The sequence below is a fragment of the Bradyrhizobium sp. BWC-3-1 genome (assembly GCF_032917965.1).
Taxonomy (GTDB): Bacteria; Pseudomonadota; Alphaproteobacteria; order Rhizobiales; family Xanthobacteraceae; genus Bradyrhizobium; species Bradyrhizobium canariense_D.
On record NZ_CP136625.1, the window covers coordinates 1,152,885 to 1,169,591 of the forward strand.

The window sequence follows — 16,707 nt, forward strand, 5'->3', positions numbered from 1 at the left end:
CGCTCCACTCCCTGGGAGGCAACGGTGAGCCCAGGGGGGCGTTCCTGACCGGGCGGAACATGGATAATGCTTCGTTAATCCCGCCGCGCGGCTTGTTCTTGCGGACGGTCACGCTAGGCTGGCAGCGAAATAAGAAAACAGGGGGAAATCTGCCATGGATCGACGCGATGTCCTGCGCGCGGCTGCCGCATTGCCGTTGTTGCCTGTGTTGTCGAGCGCGGCTTTCGCGCAAGCCTATCCCTCTCGCAACGTCACCATGATCGTGCCGTTTCCGGCCGGCGGCCAGGCGGATCTTGCGGCGCGCCCCGTCGCACAGGCGCTGGAGCGAATCCTCGGCAAGGCGGTCATCGTCGACAACCGCGCCGGCGGTGGCGGTGGATCCGTCGGCAATGCCGCGGCGGCGCGCGCCGAGCCCGACGGCTACACGCTGCTGATGACGCTGTCCTCTCTCGCGGTGCTGCCCGAGGCCGACCGGCTGTTCGACCGTCCGGTCGCCTACGAGCTCTCGCAGTTCATGCCGATCGCGCGGGTGCTGGCCGATCCCACGCTGCTCGCGGTGCCCGCCTCGGCGCCATGGAAGACCGCGCAGGATTTCGTCGAGGATGCCAGGAAGCGTCCCGGCCAGATCACCTACGGCTCATCGGGGCCTTACGGCACGCTGCACGTGGCGATGGAGATGTTTGCGAGCAGCGCCGACATCAAGCTGCTGCATGTGCCGTTTCGCGGCGCCGGACCGGCGCTCACCGCGCTGCTCAGCGGCACCGTGCAGGCGATCGCCGCCGCACCGGGAACGCTGAAGCCGCAAGTGGAGGACGGCAAGCTGCGCGTGCTCGGCAATTGCGGCGCCAAGCGCGTCGCAAGCTTCCCCGATGTGCCGACCTTCCAGGAGCTCGGTTACAAGGACGTCGAGATGTACATCTGGGCCGGACTCTTTGCACAGAGTGCTCTTCCCGCGCCGATCGCGACTCGCCTGCGCGAGGCGATGGCGCAGGTGATGACGAGCCCCGACGTGCTCAAGGCCTTCGAAACGTCGGGCAGTTTCGTTGCCTATCAGGACGCGCCGGCGTTTGCCGAGTTCGTGGCGGTCGACAGCGCGCGGCTGATTGCTGCGGTGAAGAAGATCGGCAAGGTCGAATAGGTTCCTGGCCCATTTTCACAATTTTTTGTTGGTCCAGAACCTCTCCGCGTCTCATTGATTGAACAGAATTCGAGAGACTCGCGAAGGAATCGGACATGCGAACAGAGCGGATCGCGCTGGGTGTGGCGCTTGCAATCGGCGGCATCGTCGCGCAAGGCGCTGCATCCGCTGAAGAGTATCGCGGAACCATGGAGCAGCAGATGGCCTGCACGCCGGATGTGTGGCGGCTGTGTAGCGATCAGATCCCTGATGTGAGCCGCATTACGGCCTGCTTGCGGCAGAATACGCCCCAGCTCTCCAGCGGCTGTCGCGCGGTGTTCCAGTCCAACAACCAGATGCCGCCGCAGCAGCAGGTTCCGGGCAATCGCGCCGCGCCGGCGCCGCGATACAACAATGTGCCGCCACCACCTCCGCAGGCGCAGCCGCGGCCTTATGACGATAGCGACGATTAGTGCTGCCCAAGCATGATCGGGGCGCGCGCGCGCAGCAGTGGGCGCGAAGCGCGGTTGTGCCGCCTCGTTCAGCGCTCGCTCTTGCCGCCCGACTCGGGTCGATCCCGGAGCGCCGTCCGCATGATGGCGCCGAAGAGCAAAGCTGCCACCGGCCAATGGAACCAGATCTTGTGCATGCCGGTGAAAATATTGATCAGAATCAGAAAGGCCGACACGGTGAGGGCCGCCGCAACCGGGCGGGGCAGCTTCGCCAGTCCGTCTGAAACGAAGCCCATCCAATTGGATGACTCGGATCTGTCGCGGTGCGCGGCGTCAGTTTGCGAGCCCGCACTTGCGGTCTGAGATGTCAGGCGTTCGCCAGGCGGAAAGCTCCGTGCTTGAGCGGTTTGGCCGCTCATGGTCACACGATAGCTGGTCACGGGAGCAATGTTTTTCATTGGACGCTGGCCGAGGCAGTCGAAGCCAACAGATAATTTGTTGTGCACCTGATCATAGGCGGAGCTGGAGATCACGATACCACCGGGTTCGGCAAGTTCTTGCAGACGCGCCGCGATATTGACCCCGTCTCCATAGAGGTCGGAACCATCCACCATCACATCGCCGAGATTGATGCCGATGCGAAACCGCATCGGGGGAGGTGGGCCCGAATCCTGGTTGGAAATTTCCTGCTGAATCTCGACCGCACACTGCACGGCTTCGACGACGCTGGCGAATTCGGCGATGACGGCATCGCCCCAGGTATTCACGATCCGGCCGTCATGGCGCTCCACCAATCGCGCGATGGCCGTGCGATAGCGGCGGAGTGTCTCCAGCGTTCCCGCCTCGTCTGCTTCCATGAGACGAGAATAGCCGTGCACATCAGCGCATAGCACGGTGGTCAGCCGCCGTTTGACCTTGTCGGGCATGGTCCGTACATTAGCCTCCCTGACCGGCAAATGCATCAGGCATCCCCCAGCTGCCTTACGGCCTGACTTCGCAGACATCGACCCATTCAGCCCGGGTCAGCTCCGCCATCCGCTCCGGCGTGATGCGCACGGCGCTGTGGGTCGAGCCGGCGGCCGGCACCACCACGTCGAACGCTTTCAGCGAGACGTCGCAATAGACCGGCAGCGGCGCCTTTAATCCGAACGGGCAGACGCCGCCGACCTCGTGGCCGGTGATCTCGGCGACCTCTTCCAGTCCCAGCATTTTCGGCTTGCCGCCGAACGCCGCCTTCACCTTCTTGTTGTCCATGCGCGAAGTGCCGGCCGCGACGATCAGGATCACGCGCTCGCCGATCCGCAACGACAGCGTCTTGGCAATCCGTCCGGGCTCGACGCCATAAGCCTCGGCGGCCAGCGGCACTGTCGCGGAGCTGATCGGGGATTCGATAACTGATATGTCGGGGGCTTTCTCGGCGAAGAAGGCGCGAACGGATTCCAGGCTCATTCAGGTCGGCTCATTCCAGACTTACCGTTGGGGGGCGAACAACTTGGCAGTTCCGAGAGCGCCCGGACGCGATGATCCGGCGCAAAGCCGAGCTCGTCCATCTGGGTGCGGATCGCCTTGAACATCGTCAGCGGTGCCACGAGTTCGTTCTCGACGCAAGCCAGCGCCATCGCTTCCGGCGTCACCCGTTCGATCCAGGCAACGTTCAGTCCGAATGCTTTCGCGCCCGCGACATCCCAGGGATTGGAGGAGACGAACAGCACCTCGTCAGGCGCGGTGCCGAGCACCTCGCCGATCAGCTCATAGGCCTCCGGGCTCGGCTTGAAGATCTTCTTCGCGTCGACGCTGATCGTGGCGTCGAGCAGGGCGTCGAGGCCGGAGTTGCGCACGAGCGCATTCAGCATGTCCGGACTGCCGTTGGAGAGGATGGCGAGCTTTCGCGGTTTCAGAGCCGTGAGCGCCGCCGTCGCATCCGGATAGAGATCGAGATGAAGGTACTTCTCGACGACGCGCTCGAATGCCTCATTCTCGTAAGCGAGCCCGAGCACGCGCAGCGTATAGGCAAGCGAGTCGCGCGTGATGGCTGCAAAGTCCTGGTAGCGCCGCATCAGCGAGCGCAACCAGGTGTATTCGAGCTGCTTGATTCGCCAGATCTGCGTGATGATCTCACCGTAGCCCGGAAACGCATCCTCGGTGGTCTCGGCGACCGACTGGATATCGTAAAGCGTTCCGTAGGCATCGAAGACAACGGCTTTGAGACTCAATTGACCTGTCCTCCGGGATCGTTGCGGTCCCCCGGACTATACAAGGCGCCGCGGTATCGATCCAACACGGAAACGCGAACTGAGCCCCTCGCTTCTAAAGCCTGATCACGATCTTGCCGAAGTGTGAGCCGGTCCGCAGGTGCGCATACGCTTCGGGAACGTCGTCGAAGTCGTAGACCCGATCCACGATCGGGTGGATCGCGTGTTCGGTCAGGAAGCGATTCATCGCGGCAAAGTGTTCGACCGATCCGACGGTGACACCGATGATGTCGGCATTCTCCCACTGAAGGCGCGCGAGGTCCGGCTTGGGACCGAACCCCGTCAAGACACCGATCTGGACGATCTTGCCACCCGAAGCGACCGATCGCAGCGATCGGTCGTAGGTGCCGGGACCGCCGAGTTCGAGGATGTGACTGGCACCTCTGCCATCCGTTGCGTTCATCAGCGCGACATCCCAGTCGGGCGTGTCGCGGTAGTTGATAAGAATCGAGCCGCCCAGCGCCTTGGCGCGGGCGAGTTTTTCGTCGGAGGAGGATATCACGATCGCACGCGCCCCCAGCGCCACTGCGAATTGAAGCCCGAACAGCGCGACGCCGCCTGTTCCCTGGACCAGCAGCGTGTCGCCTTTGCGCATCCCGCCGCGTGCGATGAGGCCATGGAAAGCCGTGACGCCGGCACAGGGCAGGGTCGCTGCCTCCACCGCGGACAGATGGGCCGGCACTGAGACCAGCGCGGTCGCCGGCAGCACGACATACTCAGCCAGCATTCCATCCATCGTGTTGCCACCGAGGGATGACGGAATATAGCTGGACTTGAACGGCCCCGAGATCCAATTGCGGAAGAACGACGCAGCGACGCGGTCTCCGAGTCGCCATTGCGCGACGCCGGCGCCGATGGCGTCAACGACACCCGCACCGTCGGAGAGTGGCACGCGGCCGTTGATCTCGCCTTGGCCTGCACGGTCGAGGATCAGGAGGTCGCGGTAATTCAGACTTGCCGCTTCGACCCGAATGCGGACCTCGCCATCGGAGGGTTCGGGTTTGCCGACGTCGACGCACGCAAGGCGGCCAGCACCAGCATGGCCATTCAAATGGTAGGCTTTCATCGTTGCTCCCTTCACGAGTGGCGTTCACTTGGACGAGCAAAGTCTGTAAGGTCTGACAGTGCTGTCAGGGTCAAGGGGCTTCAGATGAAAATCGGCGAACTCTCCCGGCGGACGGGGGTCAGCGTCCGAATGCTGCGCTACTACGAAGGCGAAGGACTGCTCACGCCGCTGCGGACGAACTCCGGCTATCGCGACTATGGCTTGGCCGAAGAGGAAACCGTACGGCGCATCAAGATGCTCGGCGGCGCGGGAATGACGCTCGAAACCATCAAGCGGTTGCTCCCATGCGTGAGGAACAACGATCCAGCTTTCACGCCGTGCAACGAGCTGCGAAAAATACTCACTCAGCAGGTCGGCCTGATCGACGAACGTATCGAGACGCTCAGCCAAAGCCGGACAATCCTGGCCGGCTTCCTCGCAGGCGTGAACTGATCGCATAACATAGCCATCAGATTCACCGCGCCAAAGTCTTAGGCCCTCAGGGCCGGAGCATGAGGGCTTCGATAGCAGCGTCGAAGCCCTCGATGCGCTGACGAGTACGCGCCTAGATCCCCAGCAGCTTGCGCGCGTTGGCCTTCAGCACCTTCGGCCGGATCTCGTCGCGGATCTCGATCTTGGCGAAATCCGACAGCCAGCGGTCGGGCGTGATCACCGGCCAGTCCGAACCGAACAGCATCTTGTCCTGCAGGATCGAGTTGATGTAGCGCACCAGGATCGGCGGGAAATATTTCGGCGACCAGCCCGAGAGGTCGATGTAGACGTTGGGCTTGTGGGTCGCGACCGACAGCGCCTCTTCCTGCCAGGGGAAGGAGGGATGGGCGAGAATGATCTTGAGGTCGGGGAAATCGGCCGCGACGTCGTCCATGTACATCGGGTTGGAATATTTCAGCCGCATGCCCATGCCACCGGGCATGCCCGAGCCGACGCCGGTCTGGCCGGTGTGGAACAGCGCGATCGCGCCGCCATTGTTGATCTCTTCATAGAGCGGATAGGCCATGCGGTCGTTGGCGTAGAAGCCCTGCATGGTTGGGTGGAATTTGAAGCCGCGCACCCCGTATTCCTCGATCAGCTTGCGCGCCTCGCGCACACCGAGCTTGCCCTTGTGCGGGTCGATCGAGACGAAGGGGATGAGAACGTCGAGATGGTCGGAGGCGATCTCCAGCATCTCCTCATTCTTGTAGCGGCGGAAGCCGGTCTCGCGCTCGGCGTCGACCGGGAAGATCACCGCGGCGATGTTCTTGGACCGATAGTAGGCGGCGGTCTCCGGCACGGTCGGCGGATGCTTGTGCGGCGACTTGAAATAGTCCGCCATCTGCGCCTGGAAGTCGTCATAGCCGTCGTCGGGATGGGTGCCGCAGGGCTCCTCGGCGTGCGTGTGGATGTCGATGGCAACGACGTCGTCGATGTTCGGCAGCTTCAGCTTCGGCATGGGTTTCCTCCCGACGGGTTGCCGAATTGATTATATGATATAACGAACTTGGCAAGGCATTGTGGGACAAGGCGTTGTGGGGCGGGCTTCGTCCGAGATGCTGATTGGGCCGATCCGGCCGCTTCTACTTTGCATGGGGTTGTTTTCCTGAATTTGCTGGGTGGGATCGGGCCAGTTAACATTGACATCCGGTCCTCCCATGCCTTAAGAACCGCCCCGTCCCGGGCGGTCGGTCCGCCAGCGGGAAAATCTCATTTTGCCTCATTCGCGCGTGCCGAAACGGTAGTGCCGAACACGGCCTTTCGAACGTTCAGGATTCTGCCATGAAGGTCCGTAACTCGCTGAAATCGCTGCGCGGTCGCCATCGCGCCAACCGTCTGGTCCGCCGCAAGGGCCGGGTCTATGTGATCAACAAGGTGCAGCGCCGCTTCAAGGCTCGCCAGGGCTGATCTGGGCGGCTGATTTCGCCCTGCCTGACGCTCGCGCGCCCGCAAGACCACGGTCTCACACGAGTTTGACGCCGCCCCAGCTTTGCAAGGGCGGCTTTGCGCGTTTAGACTTCGACCATGGCAGTGAGATTCCTCTTCGCGCGCACCCTGTGTCTGGCTCTTGTGCTGGGAGCCGCCGGCCTCGCTCAGGCGCTGGCGCAGGCTGATCCGCCGGCTCCGCCCGGCAAGCAGAAGAAACTTCCGGAAGCGCCGGCCAAGCTGCCCAAGGTCGACCGCACCAAGAATCTCGATTTCCTGTTCGGCGCGCTGAAAGCTGCGCCCGACGAAGCCAGCGCCAAGCATGTCGAGGCGCGGATCTGGGCGATCTGGATCCAGACCCCGAGCGACACCGCGGCGCTGCTGATGGCGCGGGCCAAGACCGCGGTCGACGCAAAGAAGATCGAGGTTGCGATCAAGCTGCTGGATTCGGTGGTCAAGCTCAGGCCCGACTACATCGAGGCCTGGAATCGTCGCGCGACGCTCTACTACATGCAGAACGATTATGGCCGTTCGCTCGCCGACATTCGCGAGGTGTTGATCCGCGAGCCCCGCCATTTCGGCGCGCTCGCAGGCCTCGGCATGATCATGCAGGAGGTCGGCGACGAAAAGCGCGCGCTCGAAGCCTACCGCAAGGCGCTCGCCGTCAATCCGCACCTCGAGAAGATCCCCGACCAGGTCAAGGCGCTGACCGAGAAGGTCGAAGGCCGCGATATTTAGCGGACAAGTCGATCATCGCTCGAGCGAATGCGGCGCAGGGGGATTAACCACGATGACACGCGCCGCGTTACAAGGGGTGTGGCTGGCACCGCCGCAGGCCTACCTTCATGGCGGGAGCACAGCCATGAAGCGTTTGATCTTTGCAGGTACGTTGCTGTTGGCGTCGGGCACGGCGAGCCTCGCCGACGGACTGTTCTGGGTAGTCGGCAATCGCGCCACCGGAAAATGCAACATCGTGACCAGCAATCCCGTGATCTTCGGCGACGTCTGGTTCGGTGACGGTCCTTACAAATCGAAGGCCGACGCCAAGCTTGCCCGTTCGACCATCCGCGCCTGTCCCGCACCCACGCCTGATGAGGAAAAGGACGAGGACAGCACGAACTAGGTCGACAGCAATCTAGTGCAAAACGCTGCCTTCGCGCTCGGCGAGGCCGCGATCGACCGCTGCGGCGTAGGCCTTTGCAAGCTCCGTCTCGAGGTGCTCGTTGATCAGCAGCAGCGCGCGCACGGCACCGCGCAGGTCACCGTGGCAGCTTGCCACGATCTCGTCGATCGCAGTATCTTTGGATCTCAGGCTCATCGAAATTCTCCGGTTCAAATCAGGATAAATCCTGCCGGTCTTCCCGCATCCCTGAGGGTTGCGAGCACGATCGGCGCCCACCTGCGTCTAAATGGCGGAACCGACCATGGCGATTATAAGGAAGCCGCGATGACGAGTGCATGAAGCTGTTTCGAAGCCTGCGTGCTCCGGGGAGCGGTATTGATTTCATTGCGTTTTTCTCGCTTGAATTATGCACATATCCACAGCCCCGGCATTTCAAGTGGAGCGCGGGGGCTCCCCGGGCGAAACTGCCGGCCGCAAGCCACGTAACTGCCCTGTGCCTTGGTTCGCCCGGATTCCGTCCATGATCGTGATGTCAGTCGTGACCGCGCTGGTTGTGCTGGCGCTGGTCACGCAGGCCGGCGTCCTCGCCGTGCAACGCGCCTTTCCACCGCAGGGCCGGATGATCGAGGTCGAGGGTGCCGTGCTTCACCTCGTCGATATCGGCCCGCGCGATTCGGGCCTGCCGATCGTGATGCTGCACGGCGCGAGCTCCAACCTCGAGGCAATGCGGCGGCCGCTCGGCGATCTCCTCGCCAGGAACCATCGCGTCATCCTGATCGACCGTCCCGGCCACGGCTGGAGCACGCGGGCGCGGCGGCAGGATTCGACGCCGGAGGTCCAGGCGCGAATGATCGATGAGGCGCTCGGCAAGCTCGGGATCGATCGCGCGGTGTTCGTGGTGCATTCCTGGAGCGGCGCGCTCGGCGCGCGGCTGGCGCTCGATCATCCCGGCCGCGTCGCGGGCCTTGTGATGCTCGCGCCCGTCACCCATCCTTGGCGCGGCGGCGTCGGCCGCTACAACGAGATCATCGCAACGCCCGTAATCGGCCCGCTGCTCGCCTACACCATAACCCTCCCGCTGGGCTATTTCCTGAGCGAGTCCGGCGCGCGCAACGTCTTCCTGCCGCAAACGATGCCGGACGGTTTCGTGCAGGACTCCGCGACGCCGTTGCTGCTGCGCCCGCGCGAGTTCATCGCCAATGCCTATGATCTGGTGTCGCTGAAGCAGGCGGTGGCTGCGCAAGCTCCGCGCTACGGCGAGATAACGGCGCCGGTCACGATCATCGCCGGCGAACCCGACAAGACGGTAAAGACCGCCATTCACGCCCGCCCGTTCGCCGCCACCGTGCAGAATGCCAAGCTGATCGTGCTGCCTGATCTCGGCCACATGGTGCAGAACGCGGTGCCCGATCTCGTGAAGACAGAGATCGAGACGATGATCGGGAAAATCGTCCCGGCGCAGGCGACCGCCGATTAGAGCGTTTTCGAGCGAAGTGGATGCCGGTTCGCGTGAAGAAAACGCGTCAAAACGAGAAGCTGGAGCTTCGGTTCAGAACCGAAGCTCCAGCGGCCGCCGTTCGCGCGCTTACTGCTTGATCTTTCCGTCTTTGTCGAACTGCGACACGTAGGCCCAGAGATTGTTGATCTCGGTCTCGTTCTTGATGCCGGCGAACGCCATCTTGGTGCCGGGGATCTTGGCCTTGGGGTCCTTGATGTATTCCTTGAACACGGCCTCGTTCCAGGTGATGCCGGAATTCTTGTTGGCGTCGGAGTAATTGTAGTCCGGCGCGGTGCCGGACTTGCGGCCGTCGAGGCCGTTGAGCTCGGGGCCGACCTTGTTCTTGGCGCCTTCGCCGATCGCGTGACAGGCCAGGCATTTGTTGAACGACGACTTGCCGGCCGCGACGTCCTGCGCCATCGCGGCGGGTGCGGTGGCAATCGCGGTGAGGATGGTCAATGCGCCAAAAATCAGTTTTGTCATCGGGTGCTCTTCGTCTCTTCCCTGGGGGCTGGTCAGTTGCATGCCTGATCGGCAACGGTCGGACCTGCCGGTTTTGGCAGGCCTGCTCGGATTGGACAAGCCGCCAAACCATGGCAGGTTTCACGATTTCCTACTTGTCCCAGAGCGAACTCGCGCAGGATCGTCGATCCGACTTTCGGACGGCCTACCCAAACCACCGCGGACGTGGTTGATTTACCGCGACAAATCGATCATGCGGCCTTGGCCGGAAGGATATGCCATGAAGGAAATGTTATGGCCATCATGATGCCCGCGAGCGACCAGGCCGTGCTCGCGCGCCGCGCCGAGATCGTGGCTGCATTGCGCGCAATCGTGCCGGGCGAAGGCGTGATCGACAGCGCCGCCGAGATGCGGGCCTATGAATCCGATGGGTTGACGGCCTATCGGCAGCCGCCGATGGTCGTTGTGCTGCCCGACACGACCGAGCAGGTTTCGCTGGTCCTGAAATATTGTGCAGGGCAGGGCATCAAGGTGGTGCCCCGCGGCTCCGGCACCTCGCTGTCCGGCGGCGCGCTGCCGCTGGAAGACGGCGTGCTTCTGGGCCTCGGCAAGTTCAAGCGCATCCGCGAGATCGATTTCGACAACCGCGCCGTCGTCACCGAACCCGGCGTCACCAACCTCGCGATCAGCCAGGCCGTCGCCCATGCTGGGTTCTACTACGCGCCGGATCCGTCCTCGCAGATCGCCTGCTCGATCGGCGGCAATGTCGCGGAGAATTCGGGCGGCGTGCACTGCCTGAAATACGGCATGACCACCAACAACGTGCTCGGCTGCGAGATCGTGCTGATGAGCGGCGAGATCCTGCGCATCGGCGGCAAGTCGGCGGAGAACTCCGGCTACGATTTGATGGGCGTCATCACCGGCTCGGAAGGCCTGCTCGGCGTCATCACCGAGATCACGGTGCGCATCCTGCAAAAGCCGGAGACGGCGCGCGCGCTGATGGTCGGCTTCGCGCAAGTCGAGGCGGCCGGCGAATGCGTGGCGCGCATCATCGGCGCCGGCATCATTCCCGGCGGCATGGAGATGATGGACAAGCCCGCGATCCACGCCGCGGAGGCCTTCGTCCATGCCGGCTATCCGCTCGATGTCGAGGCCCTCCTTATCATCGAGCTCGACGGTCCCAAGATCGAGGTCGACGAGCTGATCACGCGGGTCGAGACGATTGCGAACGCTTGCGGCTCGACCACCTGCCAGATCTCGACCTCGGAAGCCGAGCGCAATCTGTTCTGGGCCGGCCGGAAAGCCGCCTTCCCCGCCGTCGGCCGCATTTCGCCCGACTATCTCTGCATGGACGGCACCATCCCCCGCGGTGCGCTGCCGAAGGCGCTGGCGCGCATCCGCGAGCTCTCGGAAAAGTACCAGCTCGGTTGCGCCAACGTGTTCCATGCCGGCGACGGCAATCTGCATCCGCTGATCCTCTACGACGCCAACAAGCCCGGCGAGATCGAGCGCGCCGAAGCCTTCGGCGCCGACATCCTGCGCGCCTGCGTCGAGTTCGGCGGCGTGCTCACCGGCGAGCACGGCGTCGGCATCGAGAAGCGCGATCTGATGCCGGAAATGTTCAGCGAGATCGACCTCAACCAGCAGCAGCGTCTGAAATGCGCCTTCGACGCGCAGGGCCTGCTCAATCCCGGAAAGGTGTTTCCGACCCTGCACCGCTGCGCCGAGCTCGGCCGCATGCACGTCCATGCCGGGAAGCTGGCATTCCCGGACATCCCCCGGTTCTAGGCGCTTGCGCCGATGGAAGGGCTTGCGATGCACGCCTCTTTCCTCGGCAATGCCTACAGCAGTCCGTATTGCGCCCGCTCGCGCTTCGCCAGCAGCGGCAGGGCTTCGCCAGCGATCCAGGTCTTGAAATGCGCGCTCTCCTGGTGCGCCTTGAATGCCGCCTCGTCGCGGAACAGTTCGTAGAACAGGAACTGGGCCGGATTGTCCTTTGCGCGCGAGATCAAGAACAGCTTGACGCCGTCCTCGCGCTGGGCCTCCGGCAGGAAGCGGTCGAGGATCGCGGCGATCTTGTCGGCCTCGCCCGGCTTCGCTTCCCATTGCGCGACGACGAGCAGGCCGCCGCCGTCGACGGCGTCGCTGAGCGATTTCTGCGTGGCATAGTGGTTCATGATGTCGTCTCCGTCGGTTGGTCTCTCGGTGCAGATTTGTAGCGATCGGCTGTCGGCTTTGGTTCGCCGGTGATCGAAGTGTCGATGTCGTGAATGCTTCGATGAGGATCGAATCTTGGCCGTGGCTCCGAGGTCGAGCCGGATCGCGCGGCAATGGCCGCTGTCGTCACGCTGCATTTGATTTTGGCGGCGAATTTCGCTACCGCCTTTGCCCGTGGATACGCTCAAGGTACGAGACGCCAAAGACGTCGAAGAGGTGGTGCGCGCGGCGATTGCCAATGAGCAGCCGCTCGAGATCATCGGCCATGGCTCCAAGCGCGGCATCGGCCACGCGATGGCGACCAACGCCGTGCTCGACGTCTCCGCGCTGAATGCCATCACCGGCTACGAGCCCAACGAACTCATTGTCACGCTCCAGGCCGGGGCGCCGCTGGCCGACGTGCTGTCGCTGATCGATGCCAAGAACCAGCAATTCGCCTTCGAGCCGATGAACACCGCGCCGCTGCTCGGCACGCCCGCGCTCGGCACCATCGGCGGCATGATCGCGGCTGGCCTGGCCGGTCCGCGCCGGATCAAGGCGGGCGGGGCGCGCGACCATCTGCTCGGGGCGCATGCCGTCTCCGGTTTCGGCGACAGCTTCAAGACCGGCGGCAAGGTGGTGAAGAACGTCACCGGCTACGACCTCTGCAAGCTTCTCGCCGGTTCCTGGGGCACGCTGTCGGTCATGACCGAGGTCACGCTGAAAGTGATGCCCAAGCCGGAGGCCGAGCGGACGCTGTTGCTGCGCGGGCTCGACGATGCCGCCGCCAACAAGGCAATGACGGCGGCGCTCGGCTCGCCCTTCGACGTCTCCGGGGCCGCGCATCTGCCGACATCGGCGTTCCGGACCGAGATCGAAGGTCTCGGCGATATCGCAGGCCAGGGCGAGGCGCTGACCGTGCTGCGGCTCGAGGGCATTGCCGCCTCGGCCGCCCACCGTGCCGGCTCGCTGCGCGAATTGCTGGCGCCGTTCGGAACCGCAATTCTCGTCGAGGACACGGCGTCAGCGGCGCTGTGGACCACGATCCGCGACGTCCTGCCGTTCGCGGCCAGTGGCGCGCTGGGGGCCTGGCCGGTCTGGCGGATCGTCTGCCCGCCGGCGTCGGGCGCGGCGCTCGGGACCCTGCTGGCGCGCGAGACCGGTGGCGACGTGATCTACGATTGGGGTGGTGGACTGATCTGGGCGGCGGTGCCACCGAAGCCGGACGCGCATGCTCGGGCCGTGCGCGAACGTACGAATGCCGCCGGCGGGCACGCCACGCTGATCCGGGCGGCCGAGGACATCAGGCGCGCGATCGATGTATTCCACCCGCAAGCCCCTGGCCTTGCCGCGTTGAGCGAGCGGGTCCGCGCCAGTTTCGATCCGAAGATCATCCTCAACCGGGGGCGGCTGACGCGAGGCACTGCCGCATGAAGACCGAATTCTCACTCGCGCAGCTCGCCGATCCCGACATCGCGGAAGCCGACAAGATCCTGCGCGCCTGCGTCCATTGCGGCTTCTGCACCGCAACCTGTCCGACCTATGTGCTGCTTGGCGACGAGCTCGATAGCCCGCGCGGCCGCATCTATCTGATCAAGGAGATGCTGGAGAAGGACCAGACGCCGACGGCCGAAGTGGTCAAACATGTCGACCGCTGCCTGTCGTGCCTGGCCTGCATGACGACCTGCCCCTCGGGCGTGAATTACATGCATCTGGTCGATCAGGCCCGGGTCAGGATCGAGCAGCGTTACGAGCGGCCGCTCGCCGAGCGGCTGCTGCGCCGAGTGCTGGCATTCGTCCTGCCGCACCCGCAGCGTTTCCGCGCCAGCATGTGGCTGGCGCGGCTGGCCCGCCCGCTGGCCGCGTTCCTGCCGACGCCGCGGCCTTCGGCGACGCCCGGCCTGGTTCTGCGCCTCAAGGCGATGCTGGCGCTGGCGCCGGACCGGCTGCCGCCGCCCGGGCCCGCCGCCGGCAGTGTGTTCGCGGCACTCGGCAAGAAGCGCGGCCGGGTCGCGCTGCTCCAGGGCTGCGCCCAGCAGGTGCTGGCGCCGCGCATCAACCAGGCCGCCATCAGTCTCCTCACGCGCCACGGCATCGAGGTCGTCCTTGTCAGGGACGAGCAGTGCTGCGGCGCCCTGACCCATCACCTCGGCGACGATCAGGACGCATTGGCACGGGCTCGCGCCAATGTCGCGGCGTGGCGCGCGGAAGCGGCCGGCGAGGGGCTCGACGCCATCCTGGTGACGGCGTCAGGCTGCGGCACCGTGATCAAGGACTACGGCTATCTTCTGCGCGAAGACGCTGCGTTTGCCGCCGATGCGGCGAAGGTCTCTGCGCTCGCCAAGGACATCACTGAATACGTCGCCGGCCTTGGACTCGCGGCCACGACGCGACAGGACAACATCGTCGTCGCTTATCACTCTGCGTGTTCGTTGCAGCACGGGCAGAAAATCACGGGCCTTCCGAAAGAATTGCTTTCCAATAACGGATTCGTGGTGAAAGATGTGCCGGAGAGCCATTTGTGTTGCGGTTCGGCGGGGACTTACAACATTCTCCAGCCCGAGCTTGCGGGCCGGTTGCGCGATCGCAAGGTCGCCAACATCGCGAGCGTCAAGCCGGACATGATTGCCGCAGGCAATATCGGCTGCATGGTGCAGATTGCCAGTGGCACGTCAGTTCCGGTCGTACACACGATTGAGCTTCTCGATTGGGCTACGGGCGGGTCGCAGCCGGCATTGAACGCGCAAGACTGAGCTTTCGAAGACTAAGCTTTCGAGGGCTGAGCTTTCGTCCGGAGGTAACGGCTGAAGACACCCGATCGACCATTGTTCGGCGGCAACAGGAGGATCACGATGGCGAAAGCGAAGAAGAAAAAAAGCAAGAAGGCCAAAAAGGCCAAGAAGGCCAAGAAGGCAGTAGCGGCGAAGAAGACCTCAAAGAAGGCAGCCAAGAAGTCCGCGAAGAAATCCGCGAAGAAGTCTGCCAAGAAGGCTCCAAAGAAATCTGCGAAGAAGGCCGCGCCAAAGAAGGCCGCTAAGAAGGCTGCGCCAAAGAAGGCCGCCAAGAAGGCTGCGAAGAAAGCGGCGCCGAAGAAGGCGAAGGCAGCTCCGAAGCCGTCAACGCCGGCAGCTCCGGCTCCCGAGCCTGCCGCCGAGACAAGCTGGGCGATGCCTTCGTCTTCTGCGGACACGACACCGGCCGAAGGACAAGGTTAGGCCCAAGGTCAGGCCAAAGGCTGGATCCAATCCGACGACCATGATCGGCAACAGGAAGGCCGCAGCGGCGATGCTGCGGCCTTTTTGCATCGGCGCGCCGGCGCGCGGGGATGATCTCGTCGGGAAGCAGCCTGATTCGTGGCACGGGCAGCACGGTACCGCCGGACCCGTACTAACGCGGGCCTCGCAGTGCACTTTGGAATGCAAATAATGTGATCGAGAAGACACACGGGCTGACAACCTTTCGTGGAATCGTCAGAACGCCCAAAAAGTCGGCAGATGCCCGCGTTTTTTGCTTCACGGTTTGCCTCACCCCATCCAGATTGCCGCAGTTACGAAATTTGCAATCAGGTCGAGCGTTCCGGGGGCTTCCGGGATCCGGCTGGGGTCTTAGAACTGGTGATGGGGATCGAAATGAAAAAAGTGGCTTTGTTGGCAACGGCGCTGGCAATGGTGACGGGCTCGGCTTTCGCGGCAGACATGCGAGTGAAGGCACTGAAGGCCCCGCCGGTGGTCGCGTTTGATCCCTGGGATATCGCCTTCGGCGGCGCCATCATGAGCGACTACATCTTCCGCGGCGTCACGCAGTCGAACCACAAGCCGTCGGTCGCGGCCTATTTCGAGCCGCGCTACAACGTCAACAAGGACCTCCAGCTCTACGTCGGCGTGTCCGCCGAGAGCATCTCCTTCGCCAATCGCGCTGCTGCTGAAGTCGACATCTACGGCGGTATCCGCCCGACCTTCGGCGCCTTCGCCTTCGATATCGGTGTCTGGGGCTACCTGTATCCGGGCGGCAGCTGCGCCGACAACGTGCTCACCGGCGGCATTCCGGGCGGCAACGTCTGCGGCGTCAGCACGACCACTATCTTCCTCGCCGACGGCAACGTCATGAAGAAGGACGTCAGCTTCGTCGAAGTCTACGGCAAGGTGAACTACACCATCAACGACAGCTTCACGGTCGGCGCGACCGAGTACTACTCGCCGAACTTCCTGAACTCGGGTGCCTGGGGCAACTACGCTTCGTTGACTGCCAAGTACACGGCGCCCAGCACGGCCTTCGGTGCTTCCGGCATGGGCATGTACGTCTCGGGTGAGTTCGGCCGGCAGTGGTTTGGTACTTCGGACGCCTTCTACGGCACCGGCGTCGGCACCGTTTTCGCCAACGGTATCCCCTACAAGGACTACAACACCTGGAACATCGGCATCGGCTTCACCTACAAAGTGTTCACGCTGGACCTGCGTTACTCCGACACCGACCTGAACAAGGGTGATTGCAACGCCTTCACCAGCGCCTTCAACGCCACCGGCACCACCAACGTCACCGCGATCAATCCGGGCGGCGCTGGCTCCAACTGGTGCGGCGCGGCCGGCATTGCCAAGCTGTCGTTCGACCTGACGGCCATGAGCAACCTGAAGTAAGCTTCTTCCCG

At 63.6% G+C, this 16,707-nt stretch carries 20 protein-coding genes; 12 read left to right on the top strand and 8 right to left on the bottom strand.

Features of this window, described 5'->3' with window-relative positions:
- The first annotated feature begins 154 nt into the window (after positions 1 to 154).
- Positions 155 to 1,138, top strand: coding sequence for a tripartite tricarboxylate transporter substrate binding protein (locus tag RX329_RS05570; RefSeq protein ID WP_085361257.1), 984 nt, complete (start codon positions 155 to 157; stop codon positions 1,136 to 1,138).
- A 95-nt stretch (positions 1,139 to 1,233) separates the two neighbouring features.
- Positions 1,234 to 1,590, top strand: a complete 357-nt coding sequence (locus tag RX329_RS05575) for a hypothetical protein (RefSeq protein WP_085361258.1) — start codon at positions 1,234 to 1,236, stop codon at positions 1,588 to 1,590.
- 68 nt (positions 1,591 to 1,658) lie between these two features.
- Here RX329_RS05575 and RX329_RS05580 read toward each other — a convergent pair whose 3' ends face one another.
- The 4 genes from RX329_RS05580 to RX329_RS05595 all read right to left on the bottom strand — a co-directional run bounded on the left by RX329_RS05580 (position 1,659) and on the right by RX329_RS05595 (position 4,887).
- Positions 1,659 to 2,495 (bottom strand): adenylate/guanylate cyclase domain-containing protein, encoded by an 837-nt coding sequence (locus RX329_RS05580; protein WP_085361259.1) that lies wholly within the window; start codon positions 2,493 to 2,495, stop codon positions 1,659 to 1,661.
- Between the two features lie 55 nt (positions 2,496 to 2,550).
- The gene (locus tag RX329_RS05585) at positions 2,551 to 3,018 is read right to left on the bottom strand and encodes a YbaK/EbsC family protein (protein ID WP_018453414.1); all 468 of its coding nucleotides are present in this window, start codon (positions 3,016 to 3,018) and stop codon (positions 2,551 to 2,553) included.
- Positions 3,015 to 3,782 (bottom strand): haloacid dehalogenase type II, encoded by a 768-nt coding sequence (locus RX329_RS05590; protein ID WP_085361260.1) that lies wholly within the window; start codon positions 3,780 to 3,782, stop codon positions 3,015 to 3,017. The genes RX329_RS05585 and RX329_RS05590 overlap by 4 nt, the downstream gene beginning before the upstream one ends.
- A gap of 94 nt (positions 3,783 to 3,876) precedes the next feature.
- On the bottom strand, positions 3,877 to 4,887 hold the full coding sequence (locus tag RX329_RS05595; RefSeq protein WP_085361261.1) for a zinc-dependent alcohol dehydrogenase family protein: 1,011 nt from the start codon (positions 4,885 to 4,887) through the stop codon (positions 3,877 to 3,879).
- Positions 4,888 to 4,971: 84 nt separating this feature from the next.
- On the opposite strand from RX329_RS05595, the gene RX329_RS05600 reads away from it, so the two are divergent.
- Complete coding sequence (locus tag RX329_RS05600; protein ID WP_085361262.1) at positions 4,972 to 5,319, top strand: MerR family transcriptional regulator; 348 nt, start codon at positions 4,972 to 4,974, stop codon at positions 5,317 to 5,319.
- A 112-nt stretch (positions 5,320 to 5,431) separates the two neighbouring features.
- Here RX329_RS05600 and RX329_RS05605 read toward each other — a convergent pair whose 3' ends face one another.
- Positions 5,432 to 6,316 (bottom strand): amidohydrolase family protein, encoded by an 885-nt coding sequence (locus RX329_RS05605; protein ID WP_027565452.1) that lies wholly within the window; start codon positions 6,314 to 6,316, stop codon positions 5,432 to 5,434.
- A 323-nt stretch (positions 6,317 to 6,639) separates the two neighbouring features.
- Between RX329_RS05605 and ykgO the strand changes: the two genes are divergently transcribed.
- From ykgO to RX329_RS05620, 3 genes are all read left to right on the top strand, one after another.
- On the top strand, positions 6,640 to 6,765 hold the full coding sequence (ykgO, locus tag RX329_RS05610) for a type B 50S ribosomal protein L36 (RefSeq protein WP_006611362.1): 126 nt from the start codon (positions 6,640 to 6,642) through the stop codon (positions 6,763 to 6,765).
- 117 nt (positions 6,766 to 6,882) lie between these two features.
- A complete protein-coding gene (locus tag RX329_RS05615; RefSeq protein ID WP_085361263.1) occupies positions 6,883 to 7,521 on the top strand; it encodes a tetratricopeptide repeat protein in 639 nt (212 codons plus the stop codon).
- A 124-nt stretch (positions 7,522 to 7,645) separates the two neighbouring features.
- On the top strand, positions 7,646 to 7,906 hold the full coding sequence (locus RX329_RS05620) for a hypothetical protein (protein ID WP_085361292.1): 261 nt from the start codon (positions 7,646 to 7,648) through the stop codon (positions 7,904 to 7,906).
- A gap of 12 nt (positions 7,907 to 7,918) precedes the next feature.
- Here the strand turns inward: RX329_RS05620 and RX329_RS05625 are convergent, their stop codons facing one another.
- A complete protein-coding gene (locus RX329_RS05625) occupies positions 7,919 to 8,101 on the bottom strand; it encodes a hypothetical protein (RefSeq protein WP_007596968.1) in 183 nt (60 codons plus the stop codon).
- Positions 8,102 to 8,426: 325 nt separating this feature from the next.
- Here RX329_RS05625 and RX329_RS05630 point away from each other — a divergent pair, with 325 nt between their 5' ends.
- A complete protein-coding gene (locus RX329_RS05630) occupies positions 8,427 to 9,383 on the top strand; it encodes an alpha/beta fold hydrolase (RefSeq protein WP_018453421.1) in 957 nt (318 codons plus the stop codon).
- Between the two features lie 108 nt (positions 9,384 to 9,491).
- On the opposite strand, the gene cycA is transcribed toward RX329_RS05630, so the two are convergent.
- A complete protein-coding gene (cycA, locus tag RX329_RS05635) occupies positions 9,492 to 9,887 on the bottom strand; it encodes a cytochrome c-550 CycA (RefSeq protein WP_018453422.1) in 396 nt (131 codons plus the stop codon).
- Between the two features lie 273 nt (positions 9,888 to 10,160).
- On the opposite strand from cycA, the gene RX329_RS05640 reads away from it, so the two are divergent.
- Positions 10,161 to 11,654: an FAD-linked oxidase C-terminal domain-containing protein gene (locus RX329_RS05640; RefSeq protein ID WP_085350117.1), complete on the top strand. Its 1,494-nt coding sequence runs from the start codon at positions 10,161 to 10,163 to the stop codon at positions 11,652 to 11,654.
- Between the two features lie 53 nt (positions 11,655 to 11,707).
- Here the strand turns inward: RX329_RS05640 and RX329_RS05645 are convergent, their stop codons facing one another.
- Complete coding sequence (locus RX329_RS05645) at positions 11,708 to 12,043, bottom strand: putative quinol monooxygenase (RefSeq protein ID WP_026232528.1); 336 nt, start codon at positions 12,041 to 12,043, stop codon at positions 11,708 to 11,710.
- A gap of 214 nt (positions 12,044 to 12,257) precedes the next feature.
- Here RX329_RS05645 and RX329_RS05650 point away from each other — a divergent pair, with 214 nt between their 5' ends.
- The 4 genes from RX329_RS05650 (at position 12,258) to RX329_RS05665 (ending at position 16,696) form a co-directional block, all read left to right on the top strand.
- Positions 12,258 to 13,496 carry an FAD-binding protein gene (locus RX329_RS05650; RefSeq protein ID WP_085361264.1) on the top strand — a complete coding sequence of 413 codons (1,239 nt, stop codon included), beginning with the start codon at positions 12,258 to 12,260 and terminating at the stop codon, positions 13,494 to 13,496.
- Positions 13,493 to 14,815 carry a glycolate oxidase subunit GlcF gene (gene glcF, locus RX329_RS05655; RefSeq protein ID WP_018453426.1) on the top strand — a complete coding sequence of 441 codons (1,323 nt, stop codon included), beginning with the start codon at positions 13,493 to 13,495 and terminating at the stop codon, positions 14,813 to 14,815. The genes RX329_RS05650 and glcF overlap by 4 nt, the downstream gene beginning before the upstream one ends.
- 99 nt (positions 14,816 to 14,914) lie before the next feature.
- Entirely contained in the window at positions 14,915 to 15,277 is a 363-nt protein-coding gene (locus RX329_RS05660; RefSeq protein WP_085361294.1) for a histone, read from the top strand.
- Between the two features lie 414 nt (positions 15,278 to 15,691).
- The gene (locus RX329_RS05665; RefSeq protein WP_026232529.1) at positions 15,692 to 16,696 is read left to right on the top strand and encodes a TorF family putative porin; all 1,005 of its coding nucleotides are present in this window, start codon (positions 15,692 to 15,694) and stop codon (positions 16,694 to 16,696) included.
- Positions 16,697 to 16,707 lie beyond the last annotated feature (11 nt).

Excerpts from the sequence above, each read along its gene's own strand:
- RX329_RS05570 (WP_085361257.1), top strand. The coding sequence starts at position 155 with ATGGATCGACGCGATGTCCTGCGCGCGGCTGCCGCATTGCCGTTGTTG.
- RX329_RS05575 (WP_085361258.1), top strand. The coding sequence starts at position 1,234 with ATGCGAACAGAGCGGATCGCGCTGGGTGTGGCGCTTGCAATCGGCGGC.
- RX329_RS05580 (WP_085361259.1), bottom strand. The coding sequence starts at position 2,495 with ATGCCCGACAAGGTCAAACGGCGGCTGACCACCGTGCTATGCGCTGAT.
- RX329_RS05585 (WP_018453414.1), bottom strand. The coding sequence starts at position 3,018 with ATGAGCCTGGAATCCGTTCGCGCCTTCTTCGCCGAGAAAGCCCCCGAC.
- RX329_RS05595 (WP_085361261.1), bottom strand. The coding sequence starts at position 4,887 with ATGAAAGCCTACCATTTGAATGGCCATGCTGGTGCTGGCCGCCTTGCG.
- RX329_RS05600 (WP_085361262.1), top strand. The coding sequence starts at position 4,972 with ATGAAAATCGGCGAACTCTCCCGGCGGACGGGGGTCAGCGTCCGAATG.
- RX329_RS05605 (WP_027565452.1), bottom strand. The coding sequence starts at position 6,316 with ATGCCGAAGCTGAAGCTGCCGAACATCGACGACGTCGTTGCCATCGAC.
- ykgO (WP_006611362.1), top strand. The coding sequence starts at position 6,640 with ATGAAGGTCCGTAACTCGCTGAAATCGCTGCGCGGTCGCCATCGCGCC.
- RX329_RS05615 (WP_085361263.1), top strand. The coding sequence starts at position 6,883 with ATGGCAGTGAGATTCCTCTTCGCGCGCACCCTGTGTCTGGCTCTTGTG.
- RX329_RS05620 (WP_085361292.1), top strand. The coding sequence starts at position 7,646 with ATGAAGCGTTTGATCTTTGCAGGTACGTTGCTGTTGGCGTCGGGCACG.
- RX329_RS05625 (WP_007596968.1), bottom strand. The coding sequence starts at position 8,101 with ATGAGCCTGAGATCCAAAGATACTGCGATCGACGAGATCGTGGCAAGC.
- RX329_RS05630 (WP_018453421.1), top strand. The coding sequence starts at position 8,427 with ATGATCGTGATGTCAGTCGTGACCGCGCTGGTTGTGCTGGCGCTGGTC.
- cycA (WP_018453422.1), bottom strand. The coding sequence starts at position 9,887 with ATGACAAAACTGATTTTTGGCGCATTGACCATCCTCACCGCGATTGCC.
- RX329_RS05640 (WP_085350117.1), top strand. The coding sequence starts at position 10,161 with ATGGCCATCATGATGCCCGCGAGCGACCAGGCCGTGCTCGCGCGCCGC.
- RX329_RS05645 (WP_026232528.1), bottom strand. The coding sequence starts at position 12,043 with ATGAACCACTATGCCACGCAGAAATCGCTCAGCGACGCCGTCGACGGC.
- glcF (WP_018453426.1), top strand. The coding sequence starts at position 13,493 with ATGAAGACCGAATTCTCACTCGCGCAGCTCGCCGATCCCGACATCGCG.
- RX329_RS05660 (WP_085361294.1), top strand. The coding sequence starts at position 14,915 with ATGGCGAAAGCGAAGAAGAAAAAAAGCAAGAAGGCCAAAAAGGCCAAG.
- RX329_RS05665 (WP_026232529.1), top strand. The coding sequence starts at position 15,692 with ATGAAAAAAGTGGCTTTGTTGGCAACGGCGCTGGCAATGGTGACGGGC.